We start from the raw sequence: 26,015 nt of genomic DNA on the forward strand, positions 1-26,015 counted from the left end.
TTGGGATCAGGGTTTGACGAGGGAAACCTGGGACAGGCGCACGCCGGTCTGCAGTTGTCCGGTCGTACCGAGGACCGTGAGCTGCGCGCCGTTCGTGTTGAATTGCACCGCGGTCACCGTGCCGCTGAACGGCACCGCGAGCCCGGCGACATCGACCTGGCGATTGAGCAGCGACACTGCCTGGATAGTCGCGGTCATCGACAGGAGATCCGTGGTGTTCTGGCTGGTCTGGCGGGACTGTTCGAGCGAGGTGAACTGGGCGAGCTGGGCGAGGAACTCGCGGTTGTCGACCGGCTCCAGCGGGTCCTGGAACTGGAGCTGGGTCAGGAACAGGCGGATGAATTCCTCCTGGCTGATGTTGCTGTTGCTGGACGTCCCGGTGCTCTGGGCGTTGAAGACGTTGCCGATGGCGTCAACGGGCATCGATCACTCCCGGGGTTCGTGGAAAGGACGGGCCTGCGCATCGCGCCAAAGCTCGCGGCCGTTGACGACGATGCGTTCGAGGACGATGCCGTCGGCCGTCGCGGCGCGATGCAGCACATCGGCCATGCGGCGCGCATCGTCGGGATCGAGTCGGTAATCACGCAGCCAGAGCGACGGAGGCCGACCCGTGCGCTGGATCCAGCCGACCCAGCGGGCCAGCCAGTTCGCGGCATCCGCCGGCGTCCCGGCATGCGATGCCGCGACCCCGTCGGACGCCTCCATCTCGTCCTGCCTCGGCACGAGCAGCGCGGGTGCCTGCATCTCGATGACCGCGGTGCCCTCGCCTGCCGCGACACCATCGGCGAGCCGCGCGATCTCCGGCACCGAGGCGCGGGCAGCCACGCGAGCATCGTCGGAGACCGCCATCGCCGCATCGAGGACGGATGGCGGAACGAATCCCGTCGCGGCTTCCGACAACTGCGCCAGCGTACCCACGGCACGCAGCCGCAACGGCACGATCACGATGTCCTGTCCGCTGCCTGTCGCAGTGAAGTGCAGCTCCGCATGCCACCACGTACCGGCGACGGACACGCGATCCCCCGGTCCTGCAGGCAGTGCAGATACGTCGGGGGGCGACAGCGCATGCAGTCCGGTCGTGGGAGAGCACCCGTTCGGAACGTTCATGCCCGCAACATGCGCACCACAAGGCACTTCGCCGGGCCTCCACGTGGAAGATGCGGGCACGCTGCCGGCAAGCTGCGGCACGGAAATCGCGGGCATCGCCTCGGAAGCGACGCTTGCGCTTGGCACTGCCGGCGCAAGCCACGCCGCGTTCCCCGGGAATGCCGACGGGAGCGCAGTCCCGGGAGCGAGCGGAATCATCGGCACGGCTGCGCCCGCCTCCACAGCGATGGTCCCGGGTGCAGGTGCCCCCGGTTCCGGTTCGGTGCCGCTCGACGGTGATGCCATCCCGCCAGACAGCGCCCACGGGAGGAACGCAGGAGCAGACGTCGAAGCGTTCTCCTTCGATGCCGACAGCGTCGGCGAGCCCGGCGGTGCGGAAAAGGCAGGGAGGCGGTCAATCATCGGCCTGGACTCCACCGCCGGCGGCGACCAACGACGCCATCCGGTCGAACATGCGTTTCTCCTCCAGGTCGGCGGCTTCGGCGGAAAGACGGGCTTGCCGGGTCTCGGCCACGCGGACATCGGCGCGCGCACGCAGATGCGCGGCGCGCGCGTCATCGTGTCGCTGTTCGCAGGCCGCCAGAGCGTCGAGCCGATCGCGCACATCGTCGAGGGCGCGCGTCTCGCAGGCCGCGACGCGTTGCAGCAGGCCAAGATCGACGTTCGGCGCCGACAACAAGGCCTCGCGATGCCGGGCAACCCCTGCCGCGACCGACTGCGCCTCGTCGCGACGAGCACCGGCTTCGTGAAGCTCTGCCGCGACGGCGATGCGGTCGCGCTCGGCCAGGGCTTCGCGGAACGCGCGCCAGCGCAACAGGGTGGACACCGCCGCAAGCGCCGTGTCGCTCATGCGCCACCTCCGGCCCGCAATGCAGCGGCGAAGCGGCGCCCGGTGTCCGCGGACGGCGTGAAATCGCGGGGATCCTGCTGCAACACGGCCTCGATCGGCGCCTGCACGTCGATGGCCGCATCCAGCGCGGGATTCACGCCGCGCTGATGCGCCCCGAGTTCGATCAGGTCGCGCGAGGCCGCATACACCGCCATCTGCTTGCGGACATCGCGCGCCACGGCCTGTGCCTGCGGCGACGCGACCTGCCCCATCAGGCGACTCGCACTGTGGAGGACGTCGATCGCCGGGAAATGGCCGCGGGCCGCCAGCGTGCGGTCGAGCACGATGTGCCCGTCGAGGATCGCCCGCATGTGGTCGGCGACCGGCTCGTTCATGTCGTCGCCTTCGACGAGCACGCTGTAGATGCCGGTGATCGCACCGCCGGAACGCAACCGCCCGCAGCGCTCGAGCAGCGTCGGCAGGCGACTGAAGACGGAAGGCGTGTAGCCGCGGAACGTCGGCGGTTCGCCGATCGCCAGGCCGATTTCGCGCTGTGCCATCGCGAAGCGGGTCATCGAATCGACCACGAGCAACACCGAGCGGCCACGATCGCGGAAATATTCGGCGATCGCATGCGCCGCATGCGCCGCATGGGTGCGGACCAGCGCCTGCGCGTCCGAGGTCGCGACCACCACGACCGACCGCTTGCGGCCTTCCGGGCCCAGGGCGTGTTCGAGAAATTCGCCGACCTCGCGTCCGCGCTCGCCGACGAGCGCGAGCACGGTCACATCGGCGACGACCTGGCGCGCCAGCATGCCCAGCAGGGTGCTCTTGCCCACGCCGCTGCCAGCCAGGATCCCGACACGCTGGCCGATGCCCAGCGTCAGCAATCCGTCGATCGCGCGCACGCCGGTGTCCAGCGCGGTGTCGATCGGCACCCGGTCGAGCGGATTGATCGGCGCACGGTGCAGCGGGTATGCCGCATCGAACGCGATCGACGGGCCCTCGTCGAGCGGGCGACAGAAGGCATCGACCACCCGGCCCAGCAGGGCCTCGCCCACGGGCACCGCGAGCGGCCTGCCGGTCGGACGGATGAGGCTGCGCGTGGAGATCCCGGCGAGATGCGCGTACGGCATCAGCAGCACATGTTCGCGTCGGTAACCGACGACCTCGGCCGGGAAGGTGGCGCCGGAACCGTCCGCGGCCTCGATCTCGCACAGCTCGCCCAGACGCGCATCGGGGCCCGCGGCCTCGATCACCAGGCCGTTGCAGGAGACGATCCGGCCCAGCGCCCGCCCCGCGGGAAGGCGAGCGATGCCGGCCTGCAGGCGATCGGCGAACGACGTCATGCGTGCTCCGTGCCGTCCGGCGGCGCAAGTGCGTCGAGCAACGCCTGCTTCAATGCGTCCAGCCGCTGTTCCAGCGCGCTTTCGTACACGCCGGAGGCGCTCTCGATCCGGCAATGCAGGGGGCCAAGCCGGGCGTCGCCTTCGATGCGCAATGCGTCCGCGGACGCCTCGGGCAAGGCGTCGCGCACGGCGGTCAACGCATCGGGCCTGACGCGCAACACCGCCGGTCGCGTCTGATGTGCGGCGAGTGCGGCCCGGCAGGCATCGACCACCCGCGCGCCGTCGCAAGCGACCTCGCCCACCAAGCGCACGGTGGCGGCGAACACCGCCTCCACCACGAGCGGTTCGTTGCGTCGGTCCAGCGCGGCGATCTCGTCGGGCAAGGCCGCAACCAGCGCTTCGAGCCGCTGCACGGCGCCGGCGAGGCGCTCGGTCTCGCGGCGATGTGCGTCCCGTGCCGCCGCCTCGGCGGCGCGGGCACGCGTCTCGATGCGAGCCTCGGCCTCGCGAAGCCCTGCGGCCAGCCCTTCCTCGCGCGCGGCGTCGAGCACGCGCTTGCGCTCCGCCTCCAGCAACTGGCGCGGATCGGGCGCGGGCGGTACCGCCTGCGGCGCGGGCACGGCCGGCCGCGGACGCAGCAGTTCGCCGAGACCGATGATCCGCGCGTCGTCGCCCACGCGTTCGAAACGCGCACCGCTCATGCAGCCTCCCGGTCGTCGAGCAATGCCATGGCCTCGGCCTTGAGTGCATCGGCCAATCGCGGCGGCAGCACCGGCAACACGAGCAATTCCCGCCGCACGTCGACCGCGACCGATGGATCGAGCAGGGCGAGACAGAAGTTGCGGTCCAATCCCGGCCACGCGGCGAGCGCACGTGCGAACCACGCCGGAGACAGACGCTGCGAGAGCGCCACGAGTTGTTCGAGATCGGGCGAATTGCGCGCGGTCAGGCCCAGCACTTCCTCCGCGAGCAGTTCGTCGGCCAGTTCAGCCACGGGCCAGGGCATGGCATCGAGTTCGGCGATCAACCGGCGCAGTGGCGCAGCGGCGGCGCGCGGCAGCCGCGCGAGCAGCCGGCGGCGATCGTCACCCCGCAGCGTGCACAGCAGCAGCGCCGCCTTGCGCTGCCCGGGCGTGGTCGCGGTCGTCGTCATGGCGGCGTGCCCTCCGCCAGCCACGCGCGGAGCTTGCCGAGCACGGCCTCGCGTTCGGCGGCCGCAAGCCGCGCGGGGCGACGCTGCAGACCGAATCCCAGGATCAGGCCCGAGAGCAGACCGACCGCCACGAGCAGCGCCATCTTCGTCCACGCCGGCCATGCAACGGCCTCGAACCCGATCCGGACCGGCGTGCGCGCATCGTCGCGCGCCGCCGTCGCGACGGGGGCGCCAGCCGCACCGCCACGCTCCGCATCGCGTCCGAGCCGCGAGATCTCGAGCCGATCGCCTCGGGCTTCGTCCAGGCCCGCCGCTGCCGACACCAGCGGTTCGATCCGCTGCAGCTCACTGTCGTCGACACCGACGGGCAGCACCACCGCCACCGAAATGCGCTCGATCCTGCCCGGCGCCGCGGCGGTTTCCTCTCGCACCGTGCCATGGCGGTATTCGACGTCCTCGCCGCCACCCGCAACCTCTCCGGTCGCGTCCTCGCGCGGACCCACCCGCTTGCGCACGACGACCGCATCGTCGGTCATCGGCCTTTCGTCCACACGGCGCACGGCATCGAAGTTCATGCGCACGTCGACCGACACGCGGTAATCGTCACGATCCAGCGCCTGTCCCAGCAGTTCGGACACGCGCGACTGGATCCGCGCTTCGACCCGCGCGGCTTCGTCGTCACGGGCCTCGAAACTCTGTGCAGCGGCGCCCTCGCCGCCCGCGACGAGATTGCCGGCGGCATCGACGATGCTCACCTGTTCCAGCGCCAGCCCCTCGACCGCGCCGGCAACGAGACTGCGGATGCCGCGGATCTGCCGCGGGCCCAGGCGTTCGCCCGGCCGCAGGCTGAGCGCCACGGAAGCCTTCGATTGCTCGCGGTCGCCGACGAACAGTCCCGGCCGGCGGATGCTCAGATGGACGCGGGCGTTCTCCACGCCGGGCAACGCGTCGATGGTGCGCTCGATCTCGCCCTGCAGCGCGCGCTGGTAGTTCACCCGCTGTGCGAATTCGGTGACGCCGAAATCGGAATCGTCGAACAGCTCGAAGCCGACCGCGCCGCCACGCGGAATGCCTGCGGAGACCAGTCGCATCCGGGTTTCGTAGAGCACGTCTTCAGGCACTTCGATGCCGGCACCGCCGTCGACGATGGCGTGCGGCACCTTCCATTCGTCCAGCGCCTTCACGATCTCGGCTGCATCGGCTTCCTTGAGTCCGCCGAACAGCAACTGCTGCCGGGGCGTGGCGAGCCACCACACCGCGGCGACGGAAAACGCGAGGATCGCGACGAGGCCGGCGACGAGGCCGATCCGCGCACTGCGTTCAAGCGAATGAAAGAATTTGATGAGCGTCATGTTTCCATATCCTGGGGGCGCGAAAGCGCCGCCGCGAGGCGGCGACCGTCACGTCCGTCACAACTGCATGCGATTGAGTTCCTGGTACGCCTCGACCAGCCGGTTCCTCACCTCGACCGCCAGCATCAGGTCGAGGCGCGCGCGCTCCATCGCGATCATCACGTCGTGCAGGGGCACGTTCTCGCCAGCGGCAAGTGCGCGCACGGCGTCGTCCGCCGTGCGCAGGCTGGCATCGACGCGCTCAAGTCCCTTGCCGATCGTCGACAGGAAATCGACGTCACCGACACCCGTCGCCGCGATGCGATCCGGGGCGACGATGTCGCCGGACAATGACAGGCCACCGAGCGCCGTGATCGGTTCGATGGCCATCACTTGCCTCCGATCTCGAGCGCGCGCGCATGCATGCCGCGCAGGAAATTGAACGCCCGCACATCGGCTTCGTAGCCGCGACTGGCCGTCATCAGCGTGGTCATCTCCTGGACGAGATCGACCGCGGGATAGCGGACCATGCCGTCGGCGCCAGCCATCGGATGGCCGGGATCGTAGACCTGGCGGACCTCGGCCACGCCGGCGTCCAGCGCCGCGCTGGCGAAATCCGGAGCGCCGCGGACATGCCAGAGCGTGCCGGAGGCACCGGGCGCGATCGGCGTATTGGCATTGGCGATGTTGCGGCTCGCGGCTTCCAGACGCAGCCGTTCGTAGTCCATGCCACCGCGGGCGGCTTCGAGTGCGGATGCCGTCGGCATGTTCAGACCCTCCCCGCGATCGCGATGCGCATCAGCCCGAAATGCCGGCCGATCGCCTCGGTCAGCGACTGGTAATCCATCGAGGCCACGGCGATCTCCGCCATTTCGGCATCGAGCCGGATCTCGCCATCCTGCGTCGGACGCAGGTCGTGCAGCGCGGTCCCGGCGGCCTGCAGCCAGCTGGCCTGCTCGACGCCATCACCCGCGTGCGCGGCACCGCGCAGCGCGGCTTCGACGCTGGCGAAGTCGTAGCGCCGGGCGATCGCATCCGGGCGCCCGGCACCGGCGACGTTGGCCGTCGCCACCTGCGCCCGCAGGGTATGCAGTCCCAGCGCCAGCCGGACCGCGTCGATGGTGTTGTCCATGCCTCTGTCTTCCCCTACTGGATGATGAGTTCGCCGTCGAGCGCGCCCGCGGCCTTGATCGACTGCATGACCGCGATCACGTCGCGGGTCCCCAACCGGATGGCGCGCAACGCGGCGACCAGGTCGGCGACCGAAGCGCCTTCGGGCACGCGCACCAGCGGCGCGTCGCCTTCGTCGACGCGGATCGTGGTCTTCGGCACCACGGCGGTCCCGATGCCGGGCCCCGGGCGGACGAGTACGCCGTCCGGTTGCGACACGGCGTAATCGGTGCGGATCTCGACCTTGAGGTTGCCGTGCGAGATGCTCACCGCGCCAAGGCGCACGTCGCCGCCGGCGACGATCGTCCCGGTGCGCTCGTTGACCACCACGCGGGCGCGACGTTCGGGCACCACGCCGAGGTTCTCGATCCGCGCGATCTCGGCGACGAGGCTGGACGGCGGCGCCGCATATTCGACGACGACCTTGCCTGCATGTTCGGCATGCACCGAGGCCGCGGGCACGGCGTCGCGGATGACGGCGGCGATGCGGTTGGCGGTGGTGAAGTCCGGCTCGTCCAGCAGCACGCTCAGCGCGCGCCCGCCGCCGGCGACGCGCAGCGGCGACGCCTGCTCGATCACCGCGCCCGCGGGAATGCGGCCCACGGTGGGGTGGTTCTTCTGCACCGACGCGGTCTCGCCCTCGAACTGGTAGCCGCCGCTGAGCAGCGCGCCCTGGGCCAGCGCATACAGGCGCCCGTCCGGGCCCTGCAGCGGCGTCTGCATCAGCGTGCCGCCCGCGAGGCTGCGCGCATCGCCCGCAGAGGCCACCTGCACGTCGACGCTCTGGCCCGGTTCGGCGAACGCGGGCAATCGCGCGGTGACGATCACCGCCGCGACGTTGCGCCCGGCGATGTCGCCTTCGGTCACGTTCACGCCGAAATTGCGCAGCGTGTTCGCAATCGACTGGAGCGTCGCGCGATTGCGCGAGGAGTCGCCCGATCCGGACAGGCCGAACACAAGTCCGTACCCCGTCAGCGGGTTGTCGCGGACGCCGGCGATGCGCGCGATGTCGCGGATCTTCGCCTCTGCCGCGGAGGTCGAAGCCATGGGCAGCCACGCCAGCAGCACCGCGCAGGACATCGCCGCCAGGGCGCGGCGGGAAACGAGCATGCGCATCACAGCACCCCCAGCCATTCCAGCGCGCGGTAGATCACGCTCCTGCGCTGCGATGCGCTGACGGTGCCCACGCCAACCAGTTCGATGTCGGCCCCGGCGATGCGATGCGACCAGATGGCGTTGTCGGCATCGATGTCCGCCGGACGGACGAGGCCAGTGATGCGGATCCGCTGACGCTCGCCGTTGACCATCAGCGACTGGTCGCCGGCGATGCGCAGGTTGCCGTCGGCATCGACGCCCACGACGCGTGCGGAGATCTGCGTGCGCAACTCCCCGACCCGCGTGGTCTGCGCGCCGGCGGCATCGCCACCGGCGTAGCCGACGCTGCCGTCGAAGGACGCCGTCGGCGAATGCACGCCGGCCTGGAGCCCGACATCGCGACTGGCTTCGGTCGCCGCCTGCGATTTCGCGCGGGTGGTTTCCTGCACGTAGATCGTGATCAGATCGCCCGGGCCGTTGGCACGATGATCCGCGGCAAGACTGCGGTAACGCGCCGGGTCGATCAGGCTGTCCGTCGGCAACGCGTGATGGCCCGCGGATGCCGTTGCATCGGATGCCGCCCGGGCGGAAGTCGACGACATCGCTGCGCCCACGCACGCGAGCGCGAGCGCGCACACGGCCATGCTCGTGTGCCTGCGAGGACGGCGCATGCGTCGTTCACTGCGGAGAAGCATCATTGACCCTCACCTTGCCTGTTGCGATCACGCGCGCGGCCACGACCGACTGCGCGCCTTCCGGGCGGACCGGCACGCGCTCGCCGAGTCCGCCGTCGGTCAATGCGATGCCCTGCGTGCGCAGGCGCACCGCTCCTTGTTCCACTTCGATCTCGACCTGCGCGTGCGCGGCGACCGCCGGCAAGGGCTCGAAATCCGACTCCAGCACCGGTTCACCGGCGCGAACCCCACGCCGCAGGCGCAGCGCGGCGATGCCGGCCGGATCGAGCACCGGCGGCGATGCACAACAGGTCATGTCCACTTCGGCCGGCAGCAGGCGCAGGGTCGCGGCCGGCATGCGCGCGGCGCCCGCCTCCGCGTAGGTCAGGACCTTGCGCACATCGCCGAGCGAGACCCACGCCGTCACGGTGCGCACCGGGCGACCATCGACCATCAACCGTACCGGCACGCCGGCCCGCGCACGCGGCCAGCGGCCGGCGACCGCATCGACCGCGATCGAAGACCGACCGGCGGGCAGCAGCTGATCGCGCAGACCGTCGATCGCGACGATCCGCGCCGAGCTTTCCGCTTCGCGCAGCCGTGCGTCGACGGCGGAAGCCACGGCCTCGCGGATGCGCTCGGCCGGCAACGTCGTCGGCGGCGCGGCGGCGAGCGCCAGGGCGAACAGGGCCTGCATCGGCATCGTCATGTCCGTCAGCGACGCAGGTTGTTGATGGTTTCGAGGATCTGGTCGGCCGCCTGCAGCACGCGCGCATTGAGCTGGTAGCTCCGCTGCGCCAGCACCAGCGACGACATCTCGTCGACGAGCTCGACGTTCGCCATTTCCACGTACCCGGACTGGACGTGGCCGAAACCGGTATCGCCCGGACGCCCGTAGCTGGCGGCACCGGCGGCGTCGCTTGCACGGAAGCGGTTGTCGCCGATCGCAACCAAGGCATCCGGCGCGGCGAACGCGGTCAGCTCCAGCGTGCCCAGCAGACTGCGTTCGGTGGTGCCGCCAAGCTGCGCCGTGACGTCGCCATTGGCGGCGATCTCGATCTTCACCGCATCGGGCGGGATCTGGATCGGATGGGTCGGCCGCAACCCCTGCACGTTGACCAAATAGCCTTCGGCATCGACCCGGAACTGACCGTCCCGGCTGTAGACCGGCTCGCCGGTTTCCGACTCGAACTCGAAGAAGCCCGCGCCGTCGATCGCCAGATCCAGCGGGTTACGGGTCGCGCGCAAATCGCCCGGACCGAACAGCGTCGAGGTCGAATGCACGCGCGTGCCATCGCCGATGGCATCGAGGGCGCCACTGCCCCCCACGGCGGCGGACGCGACCTCGACGAAGTTCACGCGGCTGCGCTTGAAACCCGGCGTGTGCAGGTTCGCGACGTTGTTGGAAATGACGTCGATCTGCTTCTGATCGCTGCGCAGGCCGCTGGCGGAAATGTAGAGGGCGTCGATCATGGGAATGTATTCCTGTCGTGGGGACGGCTCAGTTGCCGCCGATCTGGTTGATGCCGGTTTCCATCGCCTTGTCGTAGACGGAGATCGCACGCTGGACGGACTCGGCATGGCGGGTCAGCTCCATCAGGCGCACGGTCTCGTCCGCAGCATCGACGTTGCCGTGCTCCAATGCCCCCTGGACCACGGCACCGCGCCACTCGGCCAACGGACCGTCGTAGGCATAGGCGCCGTCGCCGGCAGGATGCAGGCGCGCCGGCTCACCGACTGCGACGATCTGCAATTGCCCGACATTCGTGGCGCCGACGGACACCTGCCCGTCGCGACCGATGCGCACCTCGCCCGCAGGCAGGCGCAGCTCGCCGGAATACCCCATCACCGCATCGCCGGTCGCCGTCACGAGTCGACCCTCGTCGTCCGTGCGGAAGGCACCGGAACGCGCGAGCAACGCACGACCATCGCGCTCGATCACGAAAAAACCGGGACCGCGCAAGGCCACGTCGAGCGCCCCGGACGTCTGGGCGAGCACACCGTCACGCTGGTCGAATGCGGTGGAAACGACGGATGCGGATTCCGCAACGGAGGCATCGGGCTGGAACACGGGCACGGCACGCACGGCGCGATAGCCAGGCGTATGCATGTTGGCCACGTTCTGGCTGACCGACGACAGCGTCCGGACATCGGCGCCGAGGCTGCGGGATAGGGTCTGCACGGGATCGGTCATGGGCGACTCATGCGGCGGACGGGAGGGAAGCGAACGAACGCACGGACTGGCTCGGTGGCACCTCGTTGATGCCGATCACGGCCACGTAGGGCATCGAGCGCTGCAGCAGATTGCGCAACGGACGTCGCACCGGCGAAGGACACAGCACCACGGGCGAGAGATTGCGCGCCATCATCGCTTCGGCCTGCCGCACCAACGTCTTCATGAAAGCGTCGAGCTGTCCTGCTTCGGCGAACGGCGAACCGCGCGATTCGCCGCTGCCGCGGACGTTCGCGAGCAGCGCGCGTTCGAACTCTGGCGACAACGTCAGCACGTGCAGGTCGCCGCCCGGATCGCGGTGTGCCTGGCAGATCGCCGCACCCAGCCGTTCGCGGACACGTTCGGCGAGATCCTCTGCGCCTTTGATAGTCTTGCCTGCATCGACCAGGGTCTCGAGGATCGCTTCGAGGTTGCGGATGCCGACCTGCTCGCGAAGAAGCAGTTGCAGCACCTTCTGCACATCGGAATAGCTCATCACGCCGGGCACCAGTTCATCGACCAGCGAGGCATGCGTCTCGCGCATCCGTTGCAACATGCGTTCGACGCCGGCGCGCGTGAGCAGCTCCGCCGACTGGCGCTTCATCAGCTCGCCGAGGTGGGTCACCAGCACCGTGTCGGGATCGACGATGGTGTAGCCGGCCTGTCGCGCCGTCTGGCGCTGGGATTTCGCGATCCACTGCGCCGGCAACCCGTACGCTGGATCGCGCGTCTCGGGACCGTCGAGCTTCGTTCTAGGACCGCCCGGGTTGATCGCCAGCAGATGATCGAGCAACAGCTCCCCGCCACCTACGCGACCACCATGGAACAGGATTTCGTAGGCATTGGCCGGGAGTTCCGCACGCAGGCCGACGTGCAGTTTCGGCATCACGAAACCGGAGTCCTGGACGATCTGCCGACGCAGCGTGCCCACGCGCTCCTGGAAGTCGCCATCGTCGCCGAAGAGCGGCGCCAGAGCGGCGCCATGGCGCAGTTCCAGCGGTTCGATCCGCAACCATTGCTGGAGCTCGTCACCCGGCTTGCCGCCTTCGGTCGCGGCATGGCCGGTGTCGTTGCCCGCATCCTCGGCCTGCTCGCGTGCCATGCGCAGGCTCAACCACACCAGTCCGCCAAGCGCGAAGAGCGCGATCGCCACCGGCAGCTTCGGGAACCCGGGCAGGAGCAGCGCCAGCAGCAGCGATGCGCCGACGATGAGCAGCGCCCGCGGATTGGCGAGGATCTGGCGCGGGATCTCGGTGCCGAGCTGCGCGTCGGCAGCGGCCCGGGTGATGATGACGCCGGTGGCCACGGAGATCACCAGCGACGGGATCTGGGTCACGATGCCGTCACCGATCGTCAGCAGCGTGAAGCGACGCACTGCTTCGGCCCACGGAAGATCGAGCTGGGCGATGCCGATCGCCAGTCCACCGACGATGTTGATCAGGATGATGATGATGCCGGCGATGGCATCGCCCTTGACGAACTTCGTCGCACCGTCCATCGCACCGTAGAAATTGGCTTCCTTCTCGATCATGGCGCGACGGCGGCGCGCTTCGTGCTCGTCGATCAACCCCATGTTCATGTCGGCATCGATGCTCATCTGCTTGCCAGGCATGCTGTCGAGGGTGAATCGCGCGGCGACTTCGGCCACGCGCTGGGCACCACTGGTCACGACCACGTACTGGACCACGACCAGGATCAGGAACACGACCGCGCCGACCACGTAATTACCGCCGACCACGAACTCGCCGATCGCGTTGATCACGCGTCCGGCATCCTTGCCCTCCAGGATCAAGCGTGTCGCCGACACGTTGAGCGCGAGCCGGAACAGGGTCGACAGCAGCAGGATCGTCGGGAAGGTCGAGAAACGCAGTGGCGTGTCGGTGAAGAACGTCACCAGCAGGATCAGCAGTGCCATGCTGATGTTCGCGACCAGGAACAGATCGAGGACCGGCGAGGGAATGGGCACGAACAGCACGGCCAGGACGCCGAGGACCAGCACGATCAACGCCAGGTCGCGCTTGCCGGACCACACTTGGGCGAACAGCTCCCTCATGCCTTCGCCTCCGCACGCGCCGCCCAGAGGGCACGATAGACCGGCGCGAGTTGCAGGTAGCGCTCCGGGGGCACCATGCCGTCGATCTCGCACTCCGCATACAGCGCGCGCGCCAATGCGGGCGAACGCACGACCGGTACGGCGTGTCGACCGGCGAGCGAGCGGATGCGCGCGCTGATCAGGTCCGCGCCCTTCGCCAGCACGATCGGCGCCAGTGTTTCACCGGGGCGATAGCGCAGCGCCACGGCAACATGCGTCGGATTGGTGAGCACCACGTCCGCATCGCGGACGCGCCCGAGCGCACGCGTCTTCTTCAGCAACTCGCGGATCTGCTGCCGCTGCTTGGACTTCACAGCCGGGTCGCCGTCGCGTCGTTTGATCTCGTCCCGCAGTTCGCGCCGGCTCATGCGCATCTTCTTCGTGAACTCGCGACGCGCGAACAGGAGGTCGAGCGCGGCGACCGCGGCAAGCACGACGAGCGTGTAAAGCGAAGCGGACACGAAGGTGTCGCCCAGCAGGCGGCCATAGCGCCACGGAGAGGTCGTCACCACCGATTCCGCGAACGCACCGAGCTTCCACAGCAACGGCAAGGACACTGCCACGAGCAACAACATCCTTGCCGCCAGCTTGCCCAGTTCCCACAACGTCCGGAAGGAAAAGATGCGACGGAACGCCTGGGCCGGGTTCATCCGCTTGAAATCGGGTTTCAGCGGATGCAGCGTGAACATCGGGCCGGTCTGGAACAGATGCCCGACGACGGCCGCCACCAGCAATCCAAGCCCCAGCGGCACGGCGGCACGAAGCACGGGCGCATAGACGTCGCCGACACTGGCGAGGAAAGCGGCATCGACCGAAACCCCCTCGCCCGCCACTGCGATCATGCGCCGGCTGGCATCGGCCAGCCGGGACGCGATGTCGGCGCCCGTGAGAGCGACGATCGACCCAGCCACTGCCATCAGCACCACGCCAGCGGCATCGATGCTTTTCGCCGCTTCGCCACGCTTGCGGGCTTCATCGAGGCGATGGCGTGTCGGTTCTTCGGTCTTGTCCTGGTCTGCCTGTGACATTCGCGATCAACCCCCAAGCAGGCCGGGCACGCGACCGAAGGCGTCCCGATAGAGTCTCGACAACAGTTCCGGCGCAAAGCGTAGCGAGGCCGAGAACAGCAGCAGTGCCACGAGCACCTTCAGCGGCAACACGAGGAAATAGACGTTCGCCTGCGGCATCGCGCGGGTCGCATAGGCAACGGAAACATCGAGGGCGAAGAGACCCAGCAACACGGGCGCGATCACGGACATGGCCAGCAGGAAACCGTTGCCCAGCAGTCCCATGAACGCATCCACGTCGGGACGGGCCGTCGCGCCCCCCAGCGGCAGCCAATGCACGCTCGCCACGAGACCGCGATAGAGGTCAAGGTGCAGGTCCAGCGTGAAAAACAACACGATCGCGACCAGTGAAACCGCCGTTCCGAGCAGCGATTGCGGATCGCCTTCCATGCCCGGATTGAAGAGCGTGGCCGATCCTAGGCCGGCCTGGACATCGAGCAGCCACCCGGTACTGTGCAGTGCCGCCTGCGGAATCATGAGCGCAAGCCCGAAGACGATGCCGACCAGGCATTCGCCCAGACCGGCACGAATCCAGCCACCGACGTCGTGCGGCATGGCGCGCAACGCATCCTCTCCGGCCGCCAGCACGGTCAGCCATGCAAGTCCCGTCGCCAGCGCGATGCGCACCATTCCGGGCGCCCAGCGCAATGGTGTATGTGCCGGCAGCACGATCGCCGGTGCGTAGCGGATGAACGACAGCGCGAGCCCACCCACCAGGAATTCCAGCGACGACGTCTGCGGCATGGTCACAGTCCCCCCGCGATCTCGAACATCCGACGCGCCATTTCCACCGCGACCGACAGCATCCAGCTCCCGAAACCCAGACACACCGCGATCACGACGATCAGCTTGGGCACGAACGTCAAGGTCATTTCCTGGATCTGGGTCGCGACCTGGATGATCGAAATCACCAGGCCGACGGCCAGGGTCGCCAGCAGCAACGGCGCCGAAAGCTTTGCGGCCGACAGCAGCATGTCGGACATCAGGCGGAGGGCGAGGTCGGCGTCCATGATCCTTCCGTTTCAGCGCCCGGCACCGGTCAGCACGACCTTGAGCCGCTGCGCGAAATCGGCGACGCTCATCCCGGTCGCCTGCCGATCCGGCAACAGCGTCGCGATCCGTGCCTCGTACGCCGCGTGGTCGCCACGCGCCTCAAGCAGCAGCGCCTGCGCGTAGCGCGCCGTCTGCGCATCGGGATCCAGGCGCAACGCGCGACGCAACGCCTGTTCGGCTTCGTCCAGGTCACCGCGGAGGACTGCGACCAGCGCGAGTCCGCCGTGGGTATCGCCGAAATTGCGGTCGATGTCGTACGCCCGGCGATAGCAGCGCTCGGCTTCGTCGATCCCGCCCTGCAGCAGGCAGGCCCATGCCAGCGCATGCCAGGTGCCGATGTGATCGGGCATCGCGATCACGGCACGCTCCAGGGTTTCCCTCGCCTGCGGCAGATCGTTGCGGAGCATCAGCCATTGGCCCAGCCCGGACAGCGCGCGACCCGACCCCGGATGACCTGCGAGCGCCCGATCGAGGAACGCCTGCGCAAGATCGAGCTGCATCCGCCAGAGAGAGAGCGTCGACATCACGAGCAGGGCTTCGTGCTGGGCAGGATCGCGCACCAGCGCGGCCTGCGCGGCCTTTTCCGCCGCGGCTTCTTCCGCGCCGTCGAGTTGCGCAAGCGCCATCACACCGAGGGCAGTGGCATCTTCCGGATCGAGGGCGAGTGCATCCGCCGCCGCCGACGCGGCAAGCGCATATTCCCCGCGCATGGCGGCGATCCTCGCGCGAAGGACGAGCAACTGCGGCGAGGCCCCGAAGCGGTCGATCGCGGAATCGAGCGTTGCCATCGCATGGTCCGTCCTGCGCATGCACAACTGCGCGAACGCGAGGTCGTGGCGGACTGCGGCCCCATCCTCGCCGACGGCAACCATTGCGGAAAGGATTTCCTCCGTTTCCGCATACGCACCGCCGATCAGCGCGGCACGCGCACGCCGGAAACGCACCCCCGGGGCATCGGAAACGGATTGCGAAAACGTGGCAAGCAACGCACGCGCACCATCGGCGTCGCCGGCTGCCCAATGGGCATCGACGAGCGCGCAGGCGAGGTCCGGGTTTTCCGGGTCGTGCTCGAAATGGCCGCGCAGACGCGCGACCGACGACATGTCGGCTGTCATGCGAATGATTTCTCCATGGACATCAACCCAACGACTTTCGTTTCGTGGAGAAAGTCGATCGAGCCCCTGAATCAGGAAACGAAACCAGAGAATGGCGCCATCGCGCCGGAATGATTTCGCTCCATCTGCTTTTTTGCTTCGCGTTTTTTCACGCTACGAAGCGCTTTCGATTTTGTCAACGGGGTTTGTTCTTGAATTTCGAACCACCGGAAAAATCGTCGATCATGCGATTGAATGCGGCAGAAACTTTCTCGTCGGAATCCACGACACGGATAATCGTGTCCACCATCAACTGCCATTCCGGATGTTCCCGCAATGACGGGCCGAACTCCCACAAGAGAATGGCTTTCACGACGCGCGCCCGCAGCGCACCCTTGCCGACCGCACCATCGGACTTCGCGTTGCGGACGATGTCCTCCACTGTCGCCCGGAGCGCACGCGGATCGGGGCGCACATGCGCGGATTCGTCGGCCACTGATTCCGGCGCGCTGTCGTCACTCTCTTCGACGACGTGTTTCCTGCGTGATTTTCCGTTTCGCTCCGCCAACTCGGCCCGCAGCCGGGCAAGTTGCGCGGAAAGTGGCGAAAGCGGATCGACGCTCACTCGACGCTGCCCGCCCGCCCGTAACCGTAGCCGGCAAGGAACGCGGGCGCGGCGGGCGCACGTTCGACTTCGGCGCTGCGAAGCGTTTGTGCCAGCCGGCGCATGTCGGCCGCAAGGGCCGGAATGCGCTGTGGAGCGGCGAGCCCTTCTTCGATCGCGACAAGCCCCGCATCGACGTCATCGCTCGCCAGTGCGATGACGGCACGCGCATAGGCGGCGAGCGCAACGTCGCCACCATCGGCGAGTGGCGCGAGCACGGTACGGGATTCGCCGACCCGGCCTGACAGCGCCAGCAGTTGGCCCAACTGGAATCTGGCGGGAGCAAGGTCCGGCGCGAGCGTCAGGGTTTCGCGGAAACCGGCTTCGGCACGATCGAGCAGGCCGATCTGCGCGTGCTGCGCGGCCAGCAGATAGATCGCCTGCACGTGGTCGGGGCGCCGCGCAAGGATCTCCTTGAGCATGGACATGGCATCCGCATCGCGATCGGCATCGATCGCGGACAGCGACAGACGGAGAAGTTCCTCGTTGTCGAGGTGTTCGAAGGTCATCGATCGATCCTGAACGTCACACGCCGCCCGCACGCGATCCGGCCCCGCCGCGATCCCGGAAGGGATGCGAGCGAGGCCGCGGCGGGAGCGCAGGGGGGTGGAAGGCTGGCGCGGCGCTGGAGCCGAACCATCGGACTGGACGACGAGGCCGTGAAGGACTCGCGAACGGCGAATGCAGTCAGGGCGCATTCGCCCCCGGCTTGCGACCCGGAATCACCGGATTTGCGGTCGTCGTACACCACCATATCCACGAACTGGCAAAGGAGTTTAGGGGCAATTTGCAGCCAGCGGGTCCCGTCACGATCGTCATGGCGGAGGGCGCATGACATTCGAACGAGGACCGCCACAGGCATGCGGCCTGGATCCGGGCCCATCCCCGACGGCCACCGCCTCGCTCCGGGAGCCGATGCGTCCGGCGAGAGGGGCTCGCTTCCCCCCTCCTTCCCTCGACTGGCAGGAGGTCGTGACTCCCCTTTCACGACCTGCGGCACGTCATCACGCAAGAATCACCGCAGGAATGCAAATGAAAACGGGCATTCATCACAAAAAAACCGCTTTTCGACAGGCGCTTGCCCGGCGGGCTGGCCAGGAATGTCCCTGCCCCCCACGTTCCGTCGCATCGGGCACGCACGGCATGTCCCCTACGATCCATGCGTGGCCGAGACAGGAAACGGGAACAGCCCCCCGCTGATGCGCACCGGTGCCTGTCGTGGCACCGAAGCCGTCCGGGCCGACTAGCCTTCCCCTTCGCCTGTCGCTAGAATCTGCCACCCTTCATGCAGTAAACCTCCCGACCCCGGATCCACCAAGGGAGGCAGGCATGACCGGCCATCACGGCAACGGTCCCGCTCCGCTGCAAGGTCTGCGTCGCGACAGACGCAACGTCTATGGTGGCCCCGTCGGCCCCTCGCGACGCTAGGTCGAAAACCCCGCCAGGGCCGGAAGGCAGCAACGGTATCGACTGATGCGGGCGCCGAGGTCAGCCGGCGGGGCCATCGCCATTTCAAGTCCACGACATCGCGGCCCGAAGTTCGTCGGCCGTGGCGACGGCCCGAACGACGTCGCAATTCATGACCCTACCTCGCGCGGTATCGACTGATGCGGGCGCCGAGGTCAGCCGGCGGGGCCATCGCCATTCCGGAGCCACGCAACTCGGTCGGCCGCATCGCCGCTCGCCCTGCTATCGTGCCGCGATGCATCCCGATGTCGCCGACGCCCGCGCCTTCGCCATCGCCGCGCATGGCGACCAGAGCTATGGCGCGTTTCCCTACGTCCATCACCTCGACGCGGTCGCCGCGCTCCTCGCGCCCTACGGCGCCATGGCGCAGGTCATCGGCTATCTGCACGACACCATCGAGGACACGGCGGTCACGCGCGACGAGGTCGCAGCCCGGTTCGGCACGCTGGTCGCCGACTGCGTGGCGATCCTGACCGACGAGCCCGGCCCGAACCGCAAGGCGCGCAAGCAGCTCACCTACGCGAAGATGGCGAAGGTCGACGCCACGCACGCCCTGGCACTCATCGCCAAGGTCGCCGACCGCCTCGCCAACGTGCGCGCCTGCATCGCATCGGACAACACCGGCATGCTCGCGATGTACCGCGACGAGCACGCGATGTTCCGTCCCGCGGTGTTCCGCGACGGACTCTGCGATCCGCTGTGGGATGAACTCGACGGCCTGCTGGCGGCCTGATCGCCTGACTCGACTGGCGCGTCAGGGATGCAGCCACGCCGCGTCGCCCTCGACGTAGCGTTCGTGTTTCCAGATCGGCACCCGCGCCTTCGTTTCGTCGATGATCCAGCGGCAGGCCGCGAACGCGGCGTCGCGGTGCGCGGCGCTGACGCCGACCCACACCGCGAGATCGCCGACGTCGAGATCGCCGACGCGATGCACGCAGGCCGCGTCGGCGATGGCGAAGCGCGCCAGCGCCTCGTCGACGATCCGTGCGCCTTCGGCTTCGGCGAGCGCGGCATAGGCTTCGTAGCGCAGGCCCGACGCGCGCCGGCCTTCGTTGTGGTCGCGCACCCAGCCCTCGAAGCTCGCGTAGGCGCCCGCCTCCGCGCGCAGCAGGCGCGCGCGCAGCGGCGCGATGTCGAACGGGGCGTCGGCGAGAGCGAAGCGGGTCATCTCGGACATCTCGTCAGCGGTGGATGCATTGCCGTCCGTGGCGCGAACGTCCCGGCTCGCGGATCGCCCGGCCCGCCCCTCCATGGGCGGGCGTTCGCGGCCACGCGCGGCAGTGCCGCGCAAGCGTGGCCACTCACCCCCCCGACACCGGGGGGATGAACGCGATCTCGGCGCCGTCGCGCGGCACGTCGTGCCACTGCGCGAACGCGCCGTCGACGGCCACGCGCAGGCGTTCGACCGGCAGCGCGAACCCATGCCGCGCACGCAGCGCGGCGTACAGCGCGCGCAGGTCGCCGTCGAACGCGACCGCTTCGCGCTCGATGCCTGCGGCATCGCGCAGGCTCGCGAAATACAGCACCGTCGCCGAGGTCATGCGCCCTCCCCCGCGATCGTGCCGACGTCGCGCTTGCCGCCGCGCTTGCCGCGCAGCTTCGCCGGGCCCAGCACGATCGCGTGCGACAGCGCCTTGCACATGTCGTAGACGGTGAGCGCGGCGATGGTCGCGCCGGTCAGCGCCTCCATCTCGACCCCGGTGCGATGCACGGTCTTCACGGTGCAGACGATCTCCAGCGAACGCGCGTCGCGCCAGTCGATCGCGAAGCGGATGCCATCGATCGGCAACGGATGGCAGAACGGAATCAGCTCGTGCGTGCGCTTCACCGCCAGCGTGCCGGCGACGATCGCGGTGTCGACCACGCCGCCCTTCGCGCTCTTCAGCCCGTTCTCGCGCAGTTGCGCAGCGACCGCCACGGGAAACGTCACCCGGCATTCCGCCGTCGCCGCACGCGCGGTCGCGGCCTTGGCGGACACGTCGACCATCGCCGGATGGCCGTCGGAATCGAGGTGGGTCAGTCGGGTGCTCATTTCAGACACGCGTTCTCCAGCGCAGCCCGAAGCCCGGCTCCGGCGGCGCGAACAGGACATGCAGCACGCGTCGTCCCGAAGGCGATTCGGCCTTCGACGAGGCATGCAGCAGCAGGGGACGCATCAGGATCAGGTCGCCGGCATCGGCGAAACAGTGGGCTTCGTGCCGGTCGCGGCGCAGCGCGGGAATCGCTTCGACGTCGACGCGTCCCGCGGCATGCGTCCCCGGCAGCACACGCAGCGCACCGTCGCCGGCATGGCAGGGATCGAGATGCAGGCGCACCGCCAGCAGCCGTTCCAGCAGCGCCGCGGGCGGCTGCACGTAATGCCCGTCTTCCTTCGTCGACCAGCCGGACAACGCCGGATGATCGACCCGCTCGGCCACCGGCACCGACAGATCCTGGTGGTACGGCACCTTCCAGTTGCACTCGGGGGTCTTGCGGAAGAACGTGCACTGGATCGCAACCGCATCCGCGTCCAGCACGCCGGCCTGCTGCAGCATCTGCCGCAGTGGCGCGACCAGTGCGCGACACGAGGCGACGTCGAGCAGATTGCGCGACCCCGCCCGCTCGGCATCGAGCATCGTGTCCGGCGACAAGTTCGACAGCTGGTCGAACTCAAGCCCGGACGACATGCGCGCCCAGCCATGCTCGGCGAGTCGTGCCGTCGCCATCACCCGCCCACCAGGAACATCTCGACCCGCTTGCGCGGCGTGTGCAAGCCGGCGCGCAGTTCGCTGTAGCGGTCGCCGCGGGCGCGCCACAGCGTGGCAAGACGATGGTCGAAATCGCTGTCGTCGTGCAGCCATGGGCGCAGGTCGGTGCCGTCGGCGGCGAACAGGCAGGTGAACAGGCGGCCGTCGGCGGAGACGCGGGCGCGATGGCAGTCGCCGCAGAACGGCGCGCTGATCGAACTCACGAAGCCGACTTCGCCTGCACCGTCGTCGAAGCCGTAGCGGGCGGCCACTTCGCCGCGGTAGGTCGGCGCCAGCGCGTGCAACGGCCAGCGCGCATGGATCGCGTCGCGCAGCTCGGCCGACGGCAAGACGCGCGAGGCGTCCCAGGCGTTGCATGTGCCGACGTCCATGTATTCGATGAAGCGCATCGTGTGGCCGCGCGCGCGTGCGAAGGCGACCAGCGCCGGCACTTCGTCGTCGTTCACGCCGCGCTGGATCACGCAGTTGAGCTTGATGCGCGCGAAGCCGGCGGCCTGCGCGGCGTCGAGCCCGCGCAGCACCGCCGCAAGATCGCCGCGACCGCCCGACAGCGCGGCGAAGCGCGCGGGATCGAGCGTGTCGAGGCTGACCGTGAGCCGATGCAGCCCGGCGTCGCGCAACGCCTGCGCGTGTGTCGCGAGCAGGCTGCCGTTGGTGGTCAGCGCGAGATCGTCGAGGCCGTCGATCGTCGCCAGTCGCGCGATCAGATCCGGCAGGCCGCGCCGCAGCAGCGGTTCGCCGCCGGTGAGGCGCAGCTTGCGCACGCCCGCGCGCGCGAACCCGCGCACGAGCCGCTCGATCTCGTCGAACGACAGCCGCGAGGTCGCGTCGAGGCCGTGGTCGTCCGGCACGCGATCCGCCGGCATGCAGTACGGGCAGCGGAAATTGCAGGCCTCGATCACCGACAGGCGCAGGTCGCGCAGCGGGCGCCCCAGGGCATCGAGCGGAACATCGGCAGGGCGCGGCAAGGCATTCATCGACGGGAAGATACGCGGTTCACGCCGGAACGGAGGCGCCGTCGGCGGCATCGGTTGCGTCGTCGGTTGCATTGAACGGCTCCGCCCGGGCGGCCATGGGTTCGGCCAGCGGCAGGCACTCGCCCGGGTCGGCGACGCGATACCCACGCGCCTTCAGTGCCTGGCCTTCCACGGCGCCGACGTAGTGGTACAGCACGCAGCGCGACAGCAGCTCGGCGTCGTATTCTCGCTCGAGGTCGGCGATGCCGCTGTGCGAAGGGTTGCCGCGCAGCGCGCAGTCGTGGGCGACGAGTTCGCCGGCGTCGGCCATCTTCGCCAGGGTCTCGGGGATCGGCCGGGTGTCGCCGGTCCACACCACGCTGCCGCGCAGGCGCAGGCCCCAGGCGGTACGCGGCCAGTGATGCCTGGCCTCGAACGTCTCCAGGCGCACGCCGTCGTGCCAGAAAGCGTCGCCGACCGGGATCACCTGGAACGCGTCCCAGAAGTTCGCGCCGCCTTCGGCCAGCACGTTCGGGTAGTCGCCGACCCGCTGGTGCAGCAGCGGCACCAGCGGCGCGGGCACGTAGATCCGCGGGCGTTCGGCGTGGCCGCCGAACATCGCGTCGACGAACAGACGTTCGAAGCCGGCGACGTGGTCGAGGTGGGTGTGGGTGACGAACAGCGCACGCGGCGCCTCGCCGTAGTGCGCGAGGTAGGCGCTGAGCCCTTCCGCGCCGCAGTCGATGGTCAGCCACGGGCGGCCGTGGCGCTCGATCGTCGCCATCGCCGACCCCAATTCGACCGCCGACGCATTGCCGACGCCCTGGAACCGCAGAGCCCACGTCATGCCTGATTCGTCCGTGCGGCCTAGGTGCCGCGTTGCCACTGCGCATCGTACGCGGCGCGGAGCACGGCGTAATCCCGGTCGACCTCGGCCTCGCTGCGCGCACCGCGCAACTTCAGCAGCGAACGATGCAGCCGGGCGAGGTTCTTCTCGCGCCAGCCGGTGGCGGGAATGCGCAGCGCGCCGCGATCGAGATCGATCGCCCACCCGGTGCCCGCAGCGTCGAACAGCAGGTTGTGGGCGTTGAGATCGGCGTGGTCGAGGCCGCCGCGATGCAGCCGCGCGATCAGCTGCCCGGCCTGCGCCCAGGGCGCGTCCGCGCCGCGCGTCGCGGCCAGGTCGGCGAGCGCGGTCACGCCTTCGAGACGTTCCAGCAGGATGCCGGCGTAGTACCACGGCCCGTCGCGCCAGTAGATCGCGGCGATCGGCCGCGGCACCGGCAGATGGCGGCGCACGAGTTCGCGCAGAAGGCGGAACTCGGCGAAGCTGCGGGTGCGGTTCGCGCCGCGCCAGAGGTAGCGGGCGCGGGTGAGCTTCGCGACCAGCCCGCCGCGCAGGTAGAGGCGCAGCACCGCCGGCCCGAACCCGCCCGCTTCCGGGCCACCGTCGACGAACCAGGCGCCGCCGCGACCACCGCTGCCGACCCGCGTCGCCCGCGGGCCCCACCAATCCGGATCGAACCAGCCCGGAACGGCGCTCTTCGTGCCGGCTTGCCGCAGCAGCGAGGCGTCGAACAGAATCGCACCTCCCGCCCCCGAGCCGTCGGCGCGACGGAAAGGCGTCAGGCTCTCGCTGGCGTCGAAGGCGACCATCCTCCGAGTCTACCAATTGCGCGAGACAAGCCCCTCATCGATCTGCCTGCTGCGTCTCTCCGCCTTGGGAGATGTGACGCACGTCCTGCCGCTGGTCCGCACGCTGCGCCGGGCCTGGCCCGACGTCGCGCTGACGTGGGTGATCGGCAAGGGCGAGCAGAAACTGCTCGACGGCCTGCCCGGCGTCGAATTCCTCGTCTACGACAAGAAGAGCGGCCTCGCCGGCATGCGCGCGCTGCGCCGCAATCTGGCCCGTCGCCGCTTCGACGCGCTGCTGCAGATGCAGGTGGCGGCCCGCGCCAACCTGCTGTCGGCATTCCTGCCGGCGCGGCGGCGGATCGGGTACGACCGCTCGCGCTCGAAGGACCTGCACGGCCTGTTCATCAACGAACGCATCCCGGACCGGCCCGGCATCCACGTGCTGGACGCGCTCGGCAGCTTCTGCGAGCCGCTGGGCCTGCGCCAGACCGAGGTGGTCTGGGAGATGCCGGTGCCCGACGACGCCCACGCCTGGGCCCGCGCCCAGTGGCCGGAGGACGGCGTGCCGACGCTGGCGATCTCGCCCTGTTCCAGCCACGTCCTGCGCAACTGGCGCGCCGAGCGCTACGCCGCGGTCGCCGAGCACGCCCGCGCGCAGGGCTGGCGGGTGGCGCTGCTCGGCGGCCGCAGCGCGCTGGAACGCGACACCGCCGACGCCATCCTCGCCGCCATGCGCCCGGCGGCGCCGATCGGCAACGGCGACACGCACGACGTGCTTGACCTCGTCGGCAAGGACACGCTCAAGCAGCTGCCGGCCCTGCTCGCCCGCGCCGACCTGCTGATGACGCCCGACTCCGGGCCGATGCACATCGCCAACGCCATGGGCACGAAGGTGCTGGGGCTGCATGCCGCCAGCAACCCGCGTCGCAGCGGCCCGTATTCCGACGTGCGCTTCTGCGTGGACCGCTACGACGACGCCGCGAGGAAGTACCGCGGCCGGCCGGCGGCCGAACTCAAGTGGGGGGCGAAGATCGAACATGAGGGCGTGATGGATCTGGTGACCGTCGAGGACGGGATCGCCGCGTTCGAGCGCTACCGGGCCTTTCGCGCCGCCCAATGAGAAACCCCCGCGGCTGGCGCACCGCGGGGGCTGGGTCCGATCCTGGTCGTCGAGGCGGGTTTCCGTCCGTGGTCACCGCGCTTCGACCGTGTTCTGCCCATCGGTTCCTTTCGATGTCGGGTCCTTCCAGGCTGTCTGGCGCATCCTGCACCGAACGTACGCGATCCTGGTCCAGAGGATCGCGCCGCCCCTTGCGGGGCCGCACGATGGCATTTCCTTATGCCTGCGGTGACTTCCGGTGACCGGAAGATCCGGGATCCGGAGCCCCTTGCGGTGGCTGACGCGATCCGTCTCGTGCGGGGCCTAAGTTAGGCGCGAAGGATGACGTTGTGAAGACGTGCATCCGAGCGTTTTCGGCCAATATTGGTCACCACCATCGAAAAACCCCGGGATTTTTGCCATGCAAATCGCAACCTGCTACCAGAAGTGAACTGGCTGATGTTAATTTCGCTGTCGACGTGACGCTGACTGGCGACTTGCGATAGCACTGCTAATGAGACGCTCATCACGCTGCGCAATGGAGCGCTCATTGGCCTCCGAGCACCGCCGGGAGGCACGCGTGATCGATGCGGGCGATGGCCCGGAAACGCACGTGCAGCCGCCGCCAGACCGGCTGGCGGATCGATGGAAGGGTATCGGGAGGGGCCGGGCCACAGGCTCCGGCGGCGGGACTCAGGGCGCGGCGGTACCGGCGCGGTAGTCCTGGTAGGACTTCTCTTCGACGTAGGCCGAGCCCAGCGCCAGGTTGATGTCCTTCTTGATCTTGGCGCGCTCGTCGTTCTCGAAGTACACGCTGCGGGCCAGGCGGACGAACTCGTCGTCGAAGGCCTGCGCCTTCTCCTTCAGGCGGATGTCGTCCTCGATGACCCACAGCCGCTCGTTGACGGCCTTCAGTGCGGCCCGCAGGTCGCTGATGTCCTGCGCCGCGGCCGGATGCGCGCTCCAGGTCGCGTCCAGCGCCGCCAGTTCGTTGCGGACGTTGGCGAGCTTGGCCGGGTCGGACATGCGCTCGGACTTGATCTGCAGGATCGCGATCTTGTCGAGCAGTTCGCCGAAGGAGACGGGGACGAGGATTTCGGACATGGCGGGGACGTGCGGATCGCGGCAAGACGGGCGGCCAGTGTACGCGCCTTGTCGTCCGGCGCCCCGCCTCGTATGATGGCGCCCCCGCAGCACGGGACAGCGATGGCCCGGGCAGCA

The 26,015-nt window shown here is 69.0% G+C and carries 32 protein-coding genes and 1 other RNA gene; 3 read left to right on the top strand and 30 right to left on the bottom strand.

Annotated features, from left to right (window positions below; all coding sequences use genetic code 11):
• Nucleotides 1-6: 6 nt before the first annotated feature.
• The 22 genes from ACT53R_RS00050 to ACT53R_RS00155 form a co-directional block, all read right to left on the bottom strand.
• Complete coding sequence (locus ACT53R_RS00050) at nt 7-423, bottom strand: flagellar hook assembly protein FlgD (protein WP_476169793.1); 417 nt, start codon at nt 421-423, stop codon at nt 7-9.
• A gap of 3 nt (nt 424-426) precedes the next feature.
• The gene (locus ACT53R_RS00055) at nt 427-1,509 is read right to left on the bottom strand and encodes a hypothetical protein (RefSeq protein WP_476169794.1); all 1,083 of its coding nucleotides are present in this window, start codon (nt 1,507-1,509) and stop codon (nt 427-429) included.
• The gene (locus tag ACT53R_RS00060) at nt 1,502-1,957 is read right to left on the bottom strand and encodes a hypothetical protein (protein WP_476169795.1); all 456 of its coding nucleotides are present in this window, start codon (nt 1,955-1,957) and stop codon (nt 1,502-1,504) included. Before ACT53R_RS00060 ends, ACT53R_RS00055 begins: the two co-directional genes overlap by 8 nt.
• Nucleotides 1,954-3,285: a FliI/YscN family ATPase gene (locus tag ACT53R_RS00065; RefSeq protein WP_476169796.1), complete on the bottom strand. Its 1,332-nt coding sequence runs from the start codon at nt 3,283-3,285 to the stop codon at nt 1,954-1,956. Before ACT53R_RS00065 ends, ACT53R_RS00060 begins: the two co-directional genes overlap by 4 nt.
• Entirely contained in the window at nt 3,282-3,986 is a 705-nt protein-coding gene (locus tag ACT53R_RS00070; protein WP_476169797.1) for a FliH/SctL family protein, read from the bottom strand. Before ACT53R_RS00070 ends, ACT53R_RS00065 begins: the two co-directional genes overlap by 4 nt.
• The gene (locus ACT53R_RS00075) at nt 3,983-4,438 is read right to left on the bottom strand and encodes a hypothetical protein (protein ID WP_476169798.1); all 456 of its coding nucleotides are present in this window, start codon (nt 4,436-4,438) and stop codon (nt 3,983-3,985) included. Before ACT53R_RS00075 ends, ACT53R_RS00070 begins: the two co-directional genes overlap by 4 nt.
• Nucleotides 4,435-5,790, bottom strand: coding sequence for a flagellar basal-body MS-ring/collar protein FliF (gene fliF, locus ACT53R_RS00080; RefSeq protein ID WP_476169799.1), 1,356 nt, complete (start codon nt 5,788-5,790; stop codon nt 4,435-4,437). The genes ACT53R_RS00075 and fliF overlap by 4 nt, the downstream gene beginning before the upstream one ends.
• Before the next feature lie 57 nt (nt 5,791-5,847).
• Nucleotides 5,848-6,159, bottom strand: a complete 312-nt coding sequence (fliE, locus tag ACT53R_RS00085; RefSeq protein WP_476169800.1) for a flagellar hook-basal body complex protein FliE — start codon at nt 6,157-6,159, stop codon at nt 5,848-5,850.
• Nucleotides 6,159-6,536, bottom strand: a complete 378-nt coding sequence (locus tag ACT53R_RS00090) for a flagellar basal body rod protein FlgC (RefSeq protein WP_476169801.1) — start codon at nt 6,534-6,536, stop codon at nt 6,159-6,161. Before ACT53R_RS00090 ends, fliE begins: the two co-directional genes overlap by 1 nt.
• A 2-nt stretch (nt 6,537-6,538) precedes the next feature.
• Nucleotides 6,539-6,901 carry a flagellar basal body rod protein FlgB gene (locus ACT53R_RS00095; protein WP_476169802.1) on the bottom strand — a complete coding sequence of 121 codons (363 nt, stop codon included), beginning with the start codon at nt 6,899-6,901 and terminating at the stop codon, nt 6,539-6,541.
• Nucleotides 6,902-6,915: 14 nt separating this feature from the next.
• Nucleotides 6,916-8,049, bottom strand: a complete 1,134-nt coding sequence (locus ACT53R_RS00100) for a flagellar basal body P-ring protein FlgI (protein WP_476169803.1) — start codon at nt 8,047-8,049, stop codon at nt 6,916-6,918.
• Nucleotides 8,050-8,054: 5 nt separating this feature from the next.
• Nucleotides 8,055-8,636: a flagellar basal body L-ring protein FlgH gene (locus ACT53R_RS00105; protein WP_476169804.1), complete on the bottom strand. Its 582-nt coding sequence runs from the start codon at nt 8,634-8,636 to the stop codon at nt 8,055-8,057.
• Nucleotides 8,637-8,712: 76 nt separating this feature from the next.
• Nucleotides 8,713-9,411, bottom strand: a complete 699-nt coding sequence (gene flgA / locus ACT53R_RS00110; protein ID WP_476169805.1) for a flagellar basal body P-ring formation chaperone FlgA — start codon at nt 9,409-9,411, stop codon at nt 8,713-8,715.
• Nucleotides 9,412-9,422: 11 nt separating this feature from the next.
• Complete coding sequence (locus tag ACT53R_RS00115) at nt 9,423-10,181, bottom strand: flagellar hook-basal body protein (protein WP_476169806.1); 759 nt, start codon at nt 10,179-10,181, stop codon at nt 9,423-9,425.
• Between the two features lie 28 nt (nt 10,182-10,209).
• Nucleotides 10,210-10,902 carry a flagellar hook-basal body protein gene (locus ACT53R_RS00120; RefSeq protein WP_476169807.1) on the bottom strand — a complete coding sequence of 231 codons (693 nt, stop codon included), beginning with the start codon at nt 10,900-10,902 and terminating at the stop codon, nt 10,210-10,212.
• 7 nt (nt 10,903-10,909) lie between these two features.
• Entirely contained in the window at nt 10,910-12,973 is a 2,064-nt protein-coding gene (locus ACT53R_RS00125; RefSeq protein WP_476169808.1) for a flagellar biosynthesis protein FlhA, read from the bottom strand.
• Nucleotides 12,970-14,040, bottom strand: coding sequence for an EscU/YscU/HrcU family type III secretion system export apparatus switch protein (locus ACT53R_RS00130; RefSeq protein ID WP_476169809.1), 1,071 nt, complete (start codon nt 14,038-14,040; stop codon nt 12,970-12,972). Before ACT53R_RS00130 ends, ACT53R_RS00125 begins: the two co-directional genes overlap by 4 nt.
• A 6-nt stretch (nt 14,041-14,046) precedes the next feature.
• Nucleotides 14,047-14,823 carry a flagellar biosynthetic protein FliR gene (locus tag ACT53R_RS00135; protein ID WP_476169810.1) on the bottom strand — a complete coding sequence of 259 codons (777 nt, stop codon included), beginning with the start codon at nt 14,821-14,823 and terminating at the stop codon, nt 14,047-14,049.
• A gap of 2 nt (nt 14,824-14,825) precedes the next feature.
• The gene (locus ACT53R_RS00140; protein WP_476169811.1) at nt 14,826-15,089 is read right to left on the bottom strand and encodes a flagellar biosynthetic protein FliQ; all 264 of its coding nucleotides are present in this window, start codon (nt 15,087-15,089) and stop codon (nt 14,826-14,828) included.
• A 12-nt stretch (nt 15,090-15,101) separates the two neighbouring features.
• A complete protein-coding gene (locus ACT53R_RS00145; RefSeq protein WP_476169812.1) occupies nt 15,102-16,235 on the bottom strand; it encodes a tetratricopeptide repeat protein in 1,134 nt (377 codons plus the stop codon).
• Nucleotides 16,236-16,422: 187 nt separating this feature from the next.
• Nucleotides 16,423-16,851, bottom strand: coding sequence for a hypothetical protein (locus ACT53R_RS00150; protein ID WP_476169813.1), 429 nt, complete (start codon nt 16,849-16,851; stop codon nt 16,423-16,425).
• Entirely contained in the window at nt 16,848-17,399 is a 552-nt protein-coding gene (locus ACT53R_RS00155) for a hypothetical protein (RefSeq protein WP_476169814.1), read from the bottom strand. The genes ACT53R_RS00150 and ACT53R_RS00155 overlap by 4 nt, the downstream gene beginning before the upstream one ends.
• Nucleotides 17,400-18,295: 896 nt before the next feature.
• Between ACT53R_RS00155 and ffs the strand changes: the two genes are divergently transcribed.
• Both ffs and ACT53R_RS00165 read left to right on the top strand, forming a co-directional pair.
• Nucleotides 18,296-18,392: signal recognition particle sRNA small type (ffs, locus tag ACT53R_RS00160), an RNA gene on the top strand.
• A gap of 200 nt (nt 18,393-18,592) precedes the next feature.
• Entirely contained in the window at nt 18,593-19,090 is a 498-nt protein-coding gene (locus tag ACT53R_RS00165; RefSeq protein WP_476169815.1) for an HD domain-containing protein, read from the top strand.
• A 21-nt stretch (nt 19,091-19,111) separates the two neighbouring features.
• Here the strand turns inward: ACT53R_RS00165 and ACT53R_RS00170 are convergent, their stop codons facing one another.
• The 7 genes from ACT53R_RS00170 to ACT53R_RS00200 form a co-directional block, all read right to left on the bottom strand.
• Nucleotides 19,112-19,534, bottom strand: coding sequence for a molybdenum cofactor biosynthesis protein MoaE (locus tag ACT53R_RS00170; protein WP_476169816.1), 423 nt, complete (start codon nt 19,532-19,534; stop codon nt 19,112-19,114).
• A gap of 124 nt (nt 19,535-19,658) precedes the next feature.
• Nucleotides 19,659-19,898, bottom strand: a complete 240-nt coding sequence (locus ACT53R_RS00175; RefSeq protein WP_476169817.1) for a MoaD/ThiS family protein — start codon at nt 19,896-19,898, stop codon at nt 19,659-19,661.
• On the bottom strand, nt 19,895-20,389 hold the full coding sequence (gene moaC / locus ACT53R_RS00180; RefSeq protein WP_476169818.1) for a cyclic pyranopterin monophosphate synthase MoaC: 495 nt from the start codon (nt 20,387-20,389) through the stop codon (nt 19,895-19,897). Before moaC ends, ACT53R_RS00175 begins: the two co-directional genes overlap by 4 nt.
• A 1-nt stretch (nt 20,390) precedes the next feature.
• Entirely contained in the window at nt 20,391-21,062 is a 672-nt protein-coding gene (locus ACT53R_RS00185) for a phytanoyl-CoA dioxygenase family protein (protein WP_476169819.1), read from the bottom strand.
• Complete coding sequence (moaA, locus tag ACT53R_RS00190; protein WP_476169820.1) at nt 21,062-22,081, bottom strand: GTP 3',8-cyclase MoaA; 1,020 nt, start codon at nt 22,079-22,081, stop codon at nt 21,062-21,064. The genes ACT53R_RS00185 and moaA overlap by 1 nt, the downstream gene beginning before the upstream one ends.
• Before the next feature lie 19 nt (nt 22,082-22,100).
• Nucleotides 22,101-22,907 (bottom strand): MBL fold metallo-hydrolase, encoded by an 807-nt coding sequence (locus ACT53R_RS00195; protein WP_476169821.1) that lies wholly within the window; start codon nt 22,905-22,907, stop codon nt 22,101-22,103.
• A gap of 20 nt (nt 22,908-22,927) precedes the next feature.
• The gene (locus ACT53R_RS00200) at nt 22,928-23,716 is read right to left on the bottom strand and encodes a 3-deoxy-D-manno-octulosonic acid kinase (RefSeq protein ID WP_476169822.1); all 789 of its coding nucleotides are present in this window, start codon (nt 23,714-23,716) and stop codon (nt 22,928-22,930) included.
• A gap of 16 nt (nt 23,717-23,732) precedes the next feature.
• Between ACT53R_RS00200 and ACT53R_RS00205 the strand changes: the two genes are divergently transcribed.
• On the top strand, nt 23,733-24,815 hold the full coding sequence (locus ACT53R_RS00205; RefSeq protein ID WP_476169823.1) for a glycosyltransferase family 9 protein: 1,083 nt from the start codon (nt 23,733-23,735) through the stop codon (nt 24,813-24,815).
• Nucleotides 24,816-25,487: 672 nt separating this feature from the next.
• Here the strand turns inward: ACT53R_RS00205 and ACT53R_RS00210 are convergent.
• Nucleotides 25,488-25,898: a DUF6165 family protein gene (locus ACT53R_RS00210; RefSeq protein ID WP_476169824.1), complete on the bottom strand. Its 411-nt coding sequence runs from the start codon at nt 25,896-25,898 to the stop codon at nt 25,488-25,490.
• Nucleotides 25,899-26,015 lie beyond the last annotated feature (117 nt).

The organism is Lysobacter sp. DMC104 (assembly GCF_056313665.1).

What these genes read in the sequence shown, in the direction of transcription:
- moaC (WP_476169818.1), bottom strand. Translation starts at nt 20,389, where the DNA reads ATGAGCACCCGACTGACCCACCTCGATTCCGACGGCCATCCGGCGATG.
- ACT53R_RS00075 (WP_476169798.1), bottom strand. Translation starts at nt 4,438, where the DNA reads ATGACGACGACCGCGACCACGCCCGGGCAGCGCAAGGCGGCGCTGCTG.
- ACT53R_RS00060 (WP_476169795.1), bottom strand. Translation starts at nt 1,957, where the DNA reads ATGAGCGACACGGCGCTTGCGGCGGTGTCCACCCTGTTGCGCTGGCGC.
- ACT53R_RS00145 (WP_476169812.1), bottom strand. Translation starts at nt 16,235, where the DNA reads ATGTCGTCGGTCGCGCGTCTGCGCGGCCATTTCGAGCACGACCCGGAA.
- ACT53R_RS00140 (WP_476169811.1), bottom strand. Translation starts at nt 15,089, where the DNA reads ATGGACGCCGACCTCGCCCTCCGCCTGATGTCCGACATGCTGCTGTCG.
- ACT53R_RS00165 (WP_476169815.1), top strand. Translation starts at nt 18,593, where the DNA reads ATGCATCCCGATGTCGCCGACGCCCGCGCCTTCGCCATCGCCGCGCAT.
- ACT53R_RS00120 (WP_476169807.1), bottom strand. Translation starts at nt 10,902, where the DNA reads ATGACCGATCCCGTGCAGACCCTATCCCGCAGCCTCGGCGCCGATGTC.
- ACT53R_RS00200 (WP_476169822.1), bottom strand. Translation starts at nt 23,716, where the DNA reads ATGGTCGCCTTCGACGCCAGCGAGAGCCTGACGCCTTTCCGTCGCGCC.
- ACT53R_RS00050 (WP_476169793.1), bottom strand. Translation starts at nt 423, where the DNA reads ATGCCCGTTGACGCCATCGGCAACGTCTTCAACGCCCAGAGCACCGGG.
- fliF (WP_476169799.1), bottom strand. Translation starts at nt 5,790, where the DNA reads ATGACGCTCATCAAATTCTTTCATTCGCTTGAACGCAGTGCGCGGATC.
- ACT53R_RS00105 (WP_476169804.1), bottom strand. Translation starts at nt 8,636, where the DNA reads ATGTCGTCGACTTCCGCCCGGGCGGCATCCGATGCAACGGCATCCGCG.
- ACT53R_RS00195 (WP_476169821.1), bottom strand. Translation starts at nt 22,907, where the DNA reads ATGACGTGGGCTCTGCGGTTCCAGGGCGTCGGCAATGCGTCGGCGGTC.
- ACT53R_RS00115 (WP_476169806.1), bottom strand. Translation starts at nt 10,181, where the DNA reads ATGATCGACGCCCTCTACATTTCCGCCAGCGGCCTGCGCAGCGATCAG.
- ACT53R_RS00130 (WP_476169809.1), bottom strand. Translation starts at nt 14,040, where the DNA reads ATGTCACAGGCAGACCAGGACAAGACCGAAGAACCGACACGCCATCGC.
- ACT53R_RS00125 (WP_476169808.1), bottom strand. Translation starts at nt 12,973, where the DNA reads ATGAGGGAGCTGTTCGCCCAAGTGTGGTCCGGCAAGCGCGACCTGGCG.
- ACT53R_RS00100 (WP_476169803.1), bottom strand. Translation starts at nt 8,049, where the DNA reads ATGCTCGTTTCCCGCCGCGCCCTGGCGGCGATGTCCTGCGCGGTGCTG.
- ACT53R_RS00090 (WP_476169801.1), bottom strand. Translation starts at nt 6,536, where the DNA reads ATGCCGACGGCATCCGCACTCGAAGCCGCCCGCGGTGGCATGGACTAC.
- ACT53R_RS00070 (WP_476169797.1), bottom strand. Translation starts at nt 3,986, where the DNA reads ATGAGCGGTGCGCGTTTCGAACGCGTGGGCGACGACGCGCGGATCATC.
- flgA (WP_476169805.1), bottom strand. Translation starts at nt 9,411, where the DNA reads ATGCCGATGCAGGCCCTGTTCGCCCTGGCGCTCGCCGCCGCGCCGCCG.
- ACT53R_RS00095 (WP_476169802.1), bottom strand. Translation starts at nt 6,901, where the DNA reads ATGGACAACACCATCGACGCGGTCCGGCTGGCGCTGGGACTGCATACC.
- ACT53R_RS00170 (WP_476169816.1), bottom strand. Translation starts at nt 19,534, where the DNA reads ATGTCCGAGATGACCCGCTTCGCTCTCGCCGACGCCCCGTTCGACATC.
- moaA (WP_476169820.1), bottom strand. Translation starts at nt 22,081, where the DNA reads ATGAATGCCTTGCCGCGCCCTGCCGATGTTCCGCTCGATGCCCTGGGG.
- ACT53R_RS00175 (WP_476169817.1), bottom strand. Translation starts at nt 19,898, where the DNA reads ATGACCTCGGCGACGGTGCTGTATTTCGCGAGCCTGCGCGATGCCGCA.
- ACT53R_RS00185 (WP_476169819.1), bottom strand. Translation starts at nt 21,062, where the DNA reads ATGGCGACGGCACGACTCGCCGAGCATGGCTGGGCGCGCATGTCGTCC.
- ACT53R_RS00135 (WP_476169810.1), bottom strand. Translation starts at nt 14,823, where the DNA reads ATGCCGCAGACGTCGTCGCTGGAATTCCTGGTGGGTGGGCTCGCGCTG.
- fliE (WP_476169800.1), bottom strand. Translation starts at nt 6,159, where the DNA reads ATGGCCATCGAACCGATCACGGCGCTCGGTGGCCTGTCATTGTCCGGC.
- ACT53R_RS00155 (WP_476169814.1), bottom strand. Translation starts at nt 17,399, where the DNA reads ATGACCTTCGAACACCTCGACAACGAGGAACTTCTCCGTCTGTCGCTG.
- ACT53R_RS00210 (WP_476169824.1), bottom strand. Translation starts at nt 25,898, where the DNA reads ATGTCCGAAATCCTCGTCCCCGTCTCCTTCGGCGAACTGCTCGACAAG.
- ACT53R_RS00055 (WP_476169794.1), bottom strand. Translation starts at nt 1,509, where the DNA reads ATGATTGACCGCCTCCCTGCCTTTTCCGCACCGCCGGGCTCGCCGACG.
- ACT53R_RS00065 (WP_476169796.1), bottom strand. Translation starts at nt 3,285, where the DNA reads ATGACGTCGTTCGCCGATCGCCTGCAGGCCGGCATCGCTCGCCTTCCC.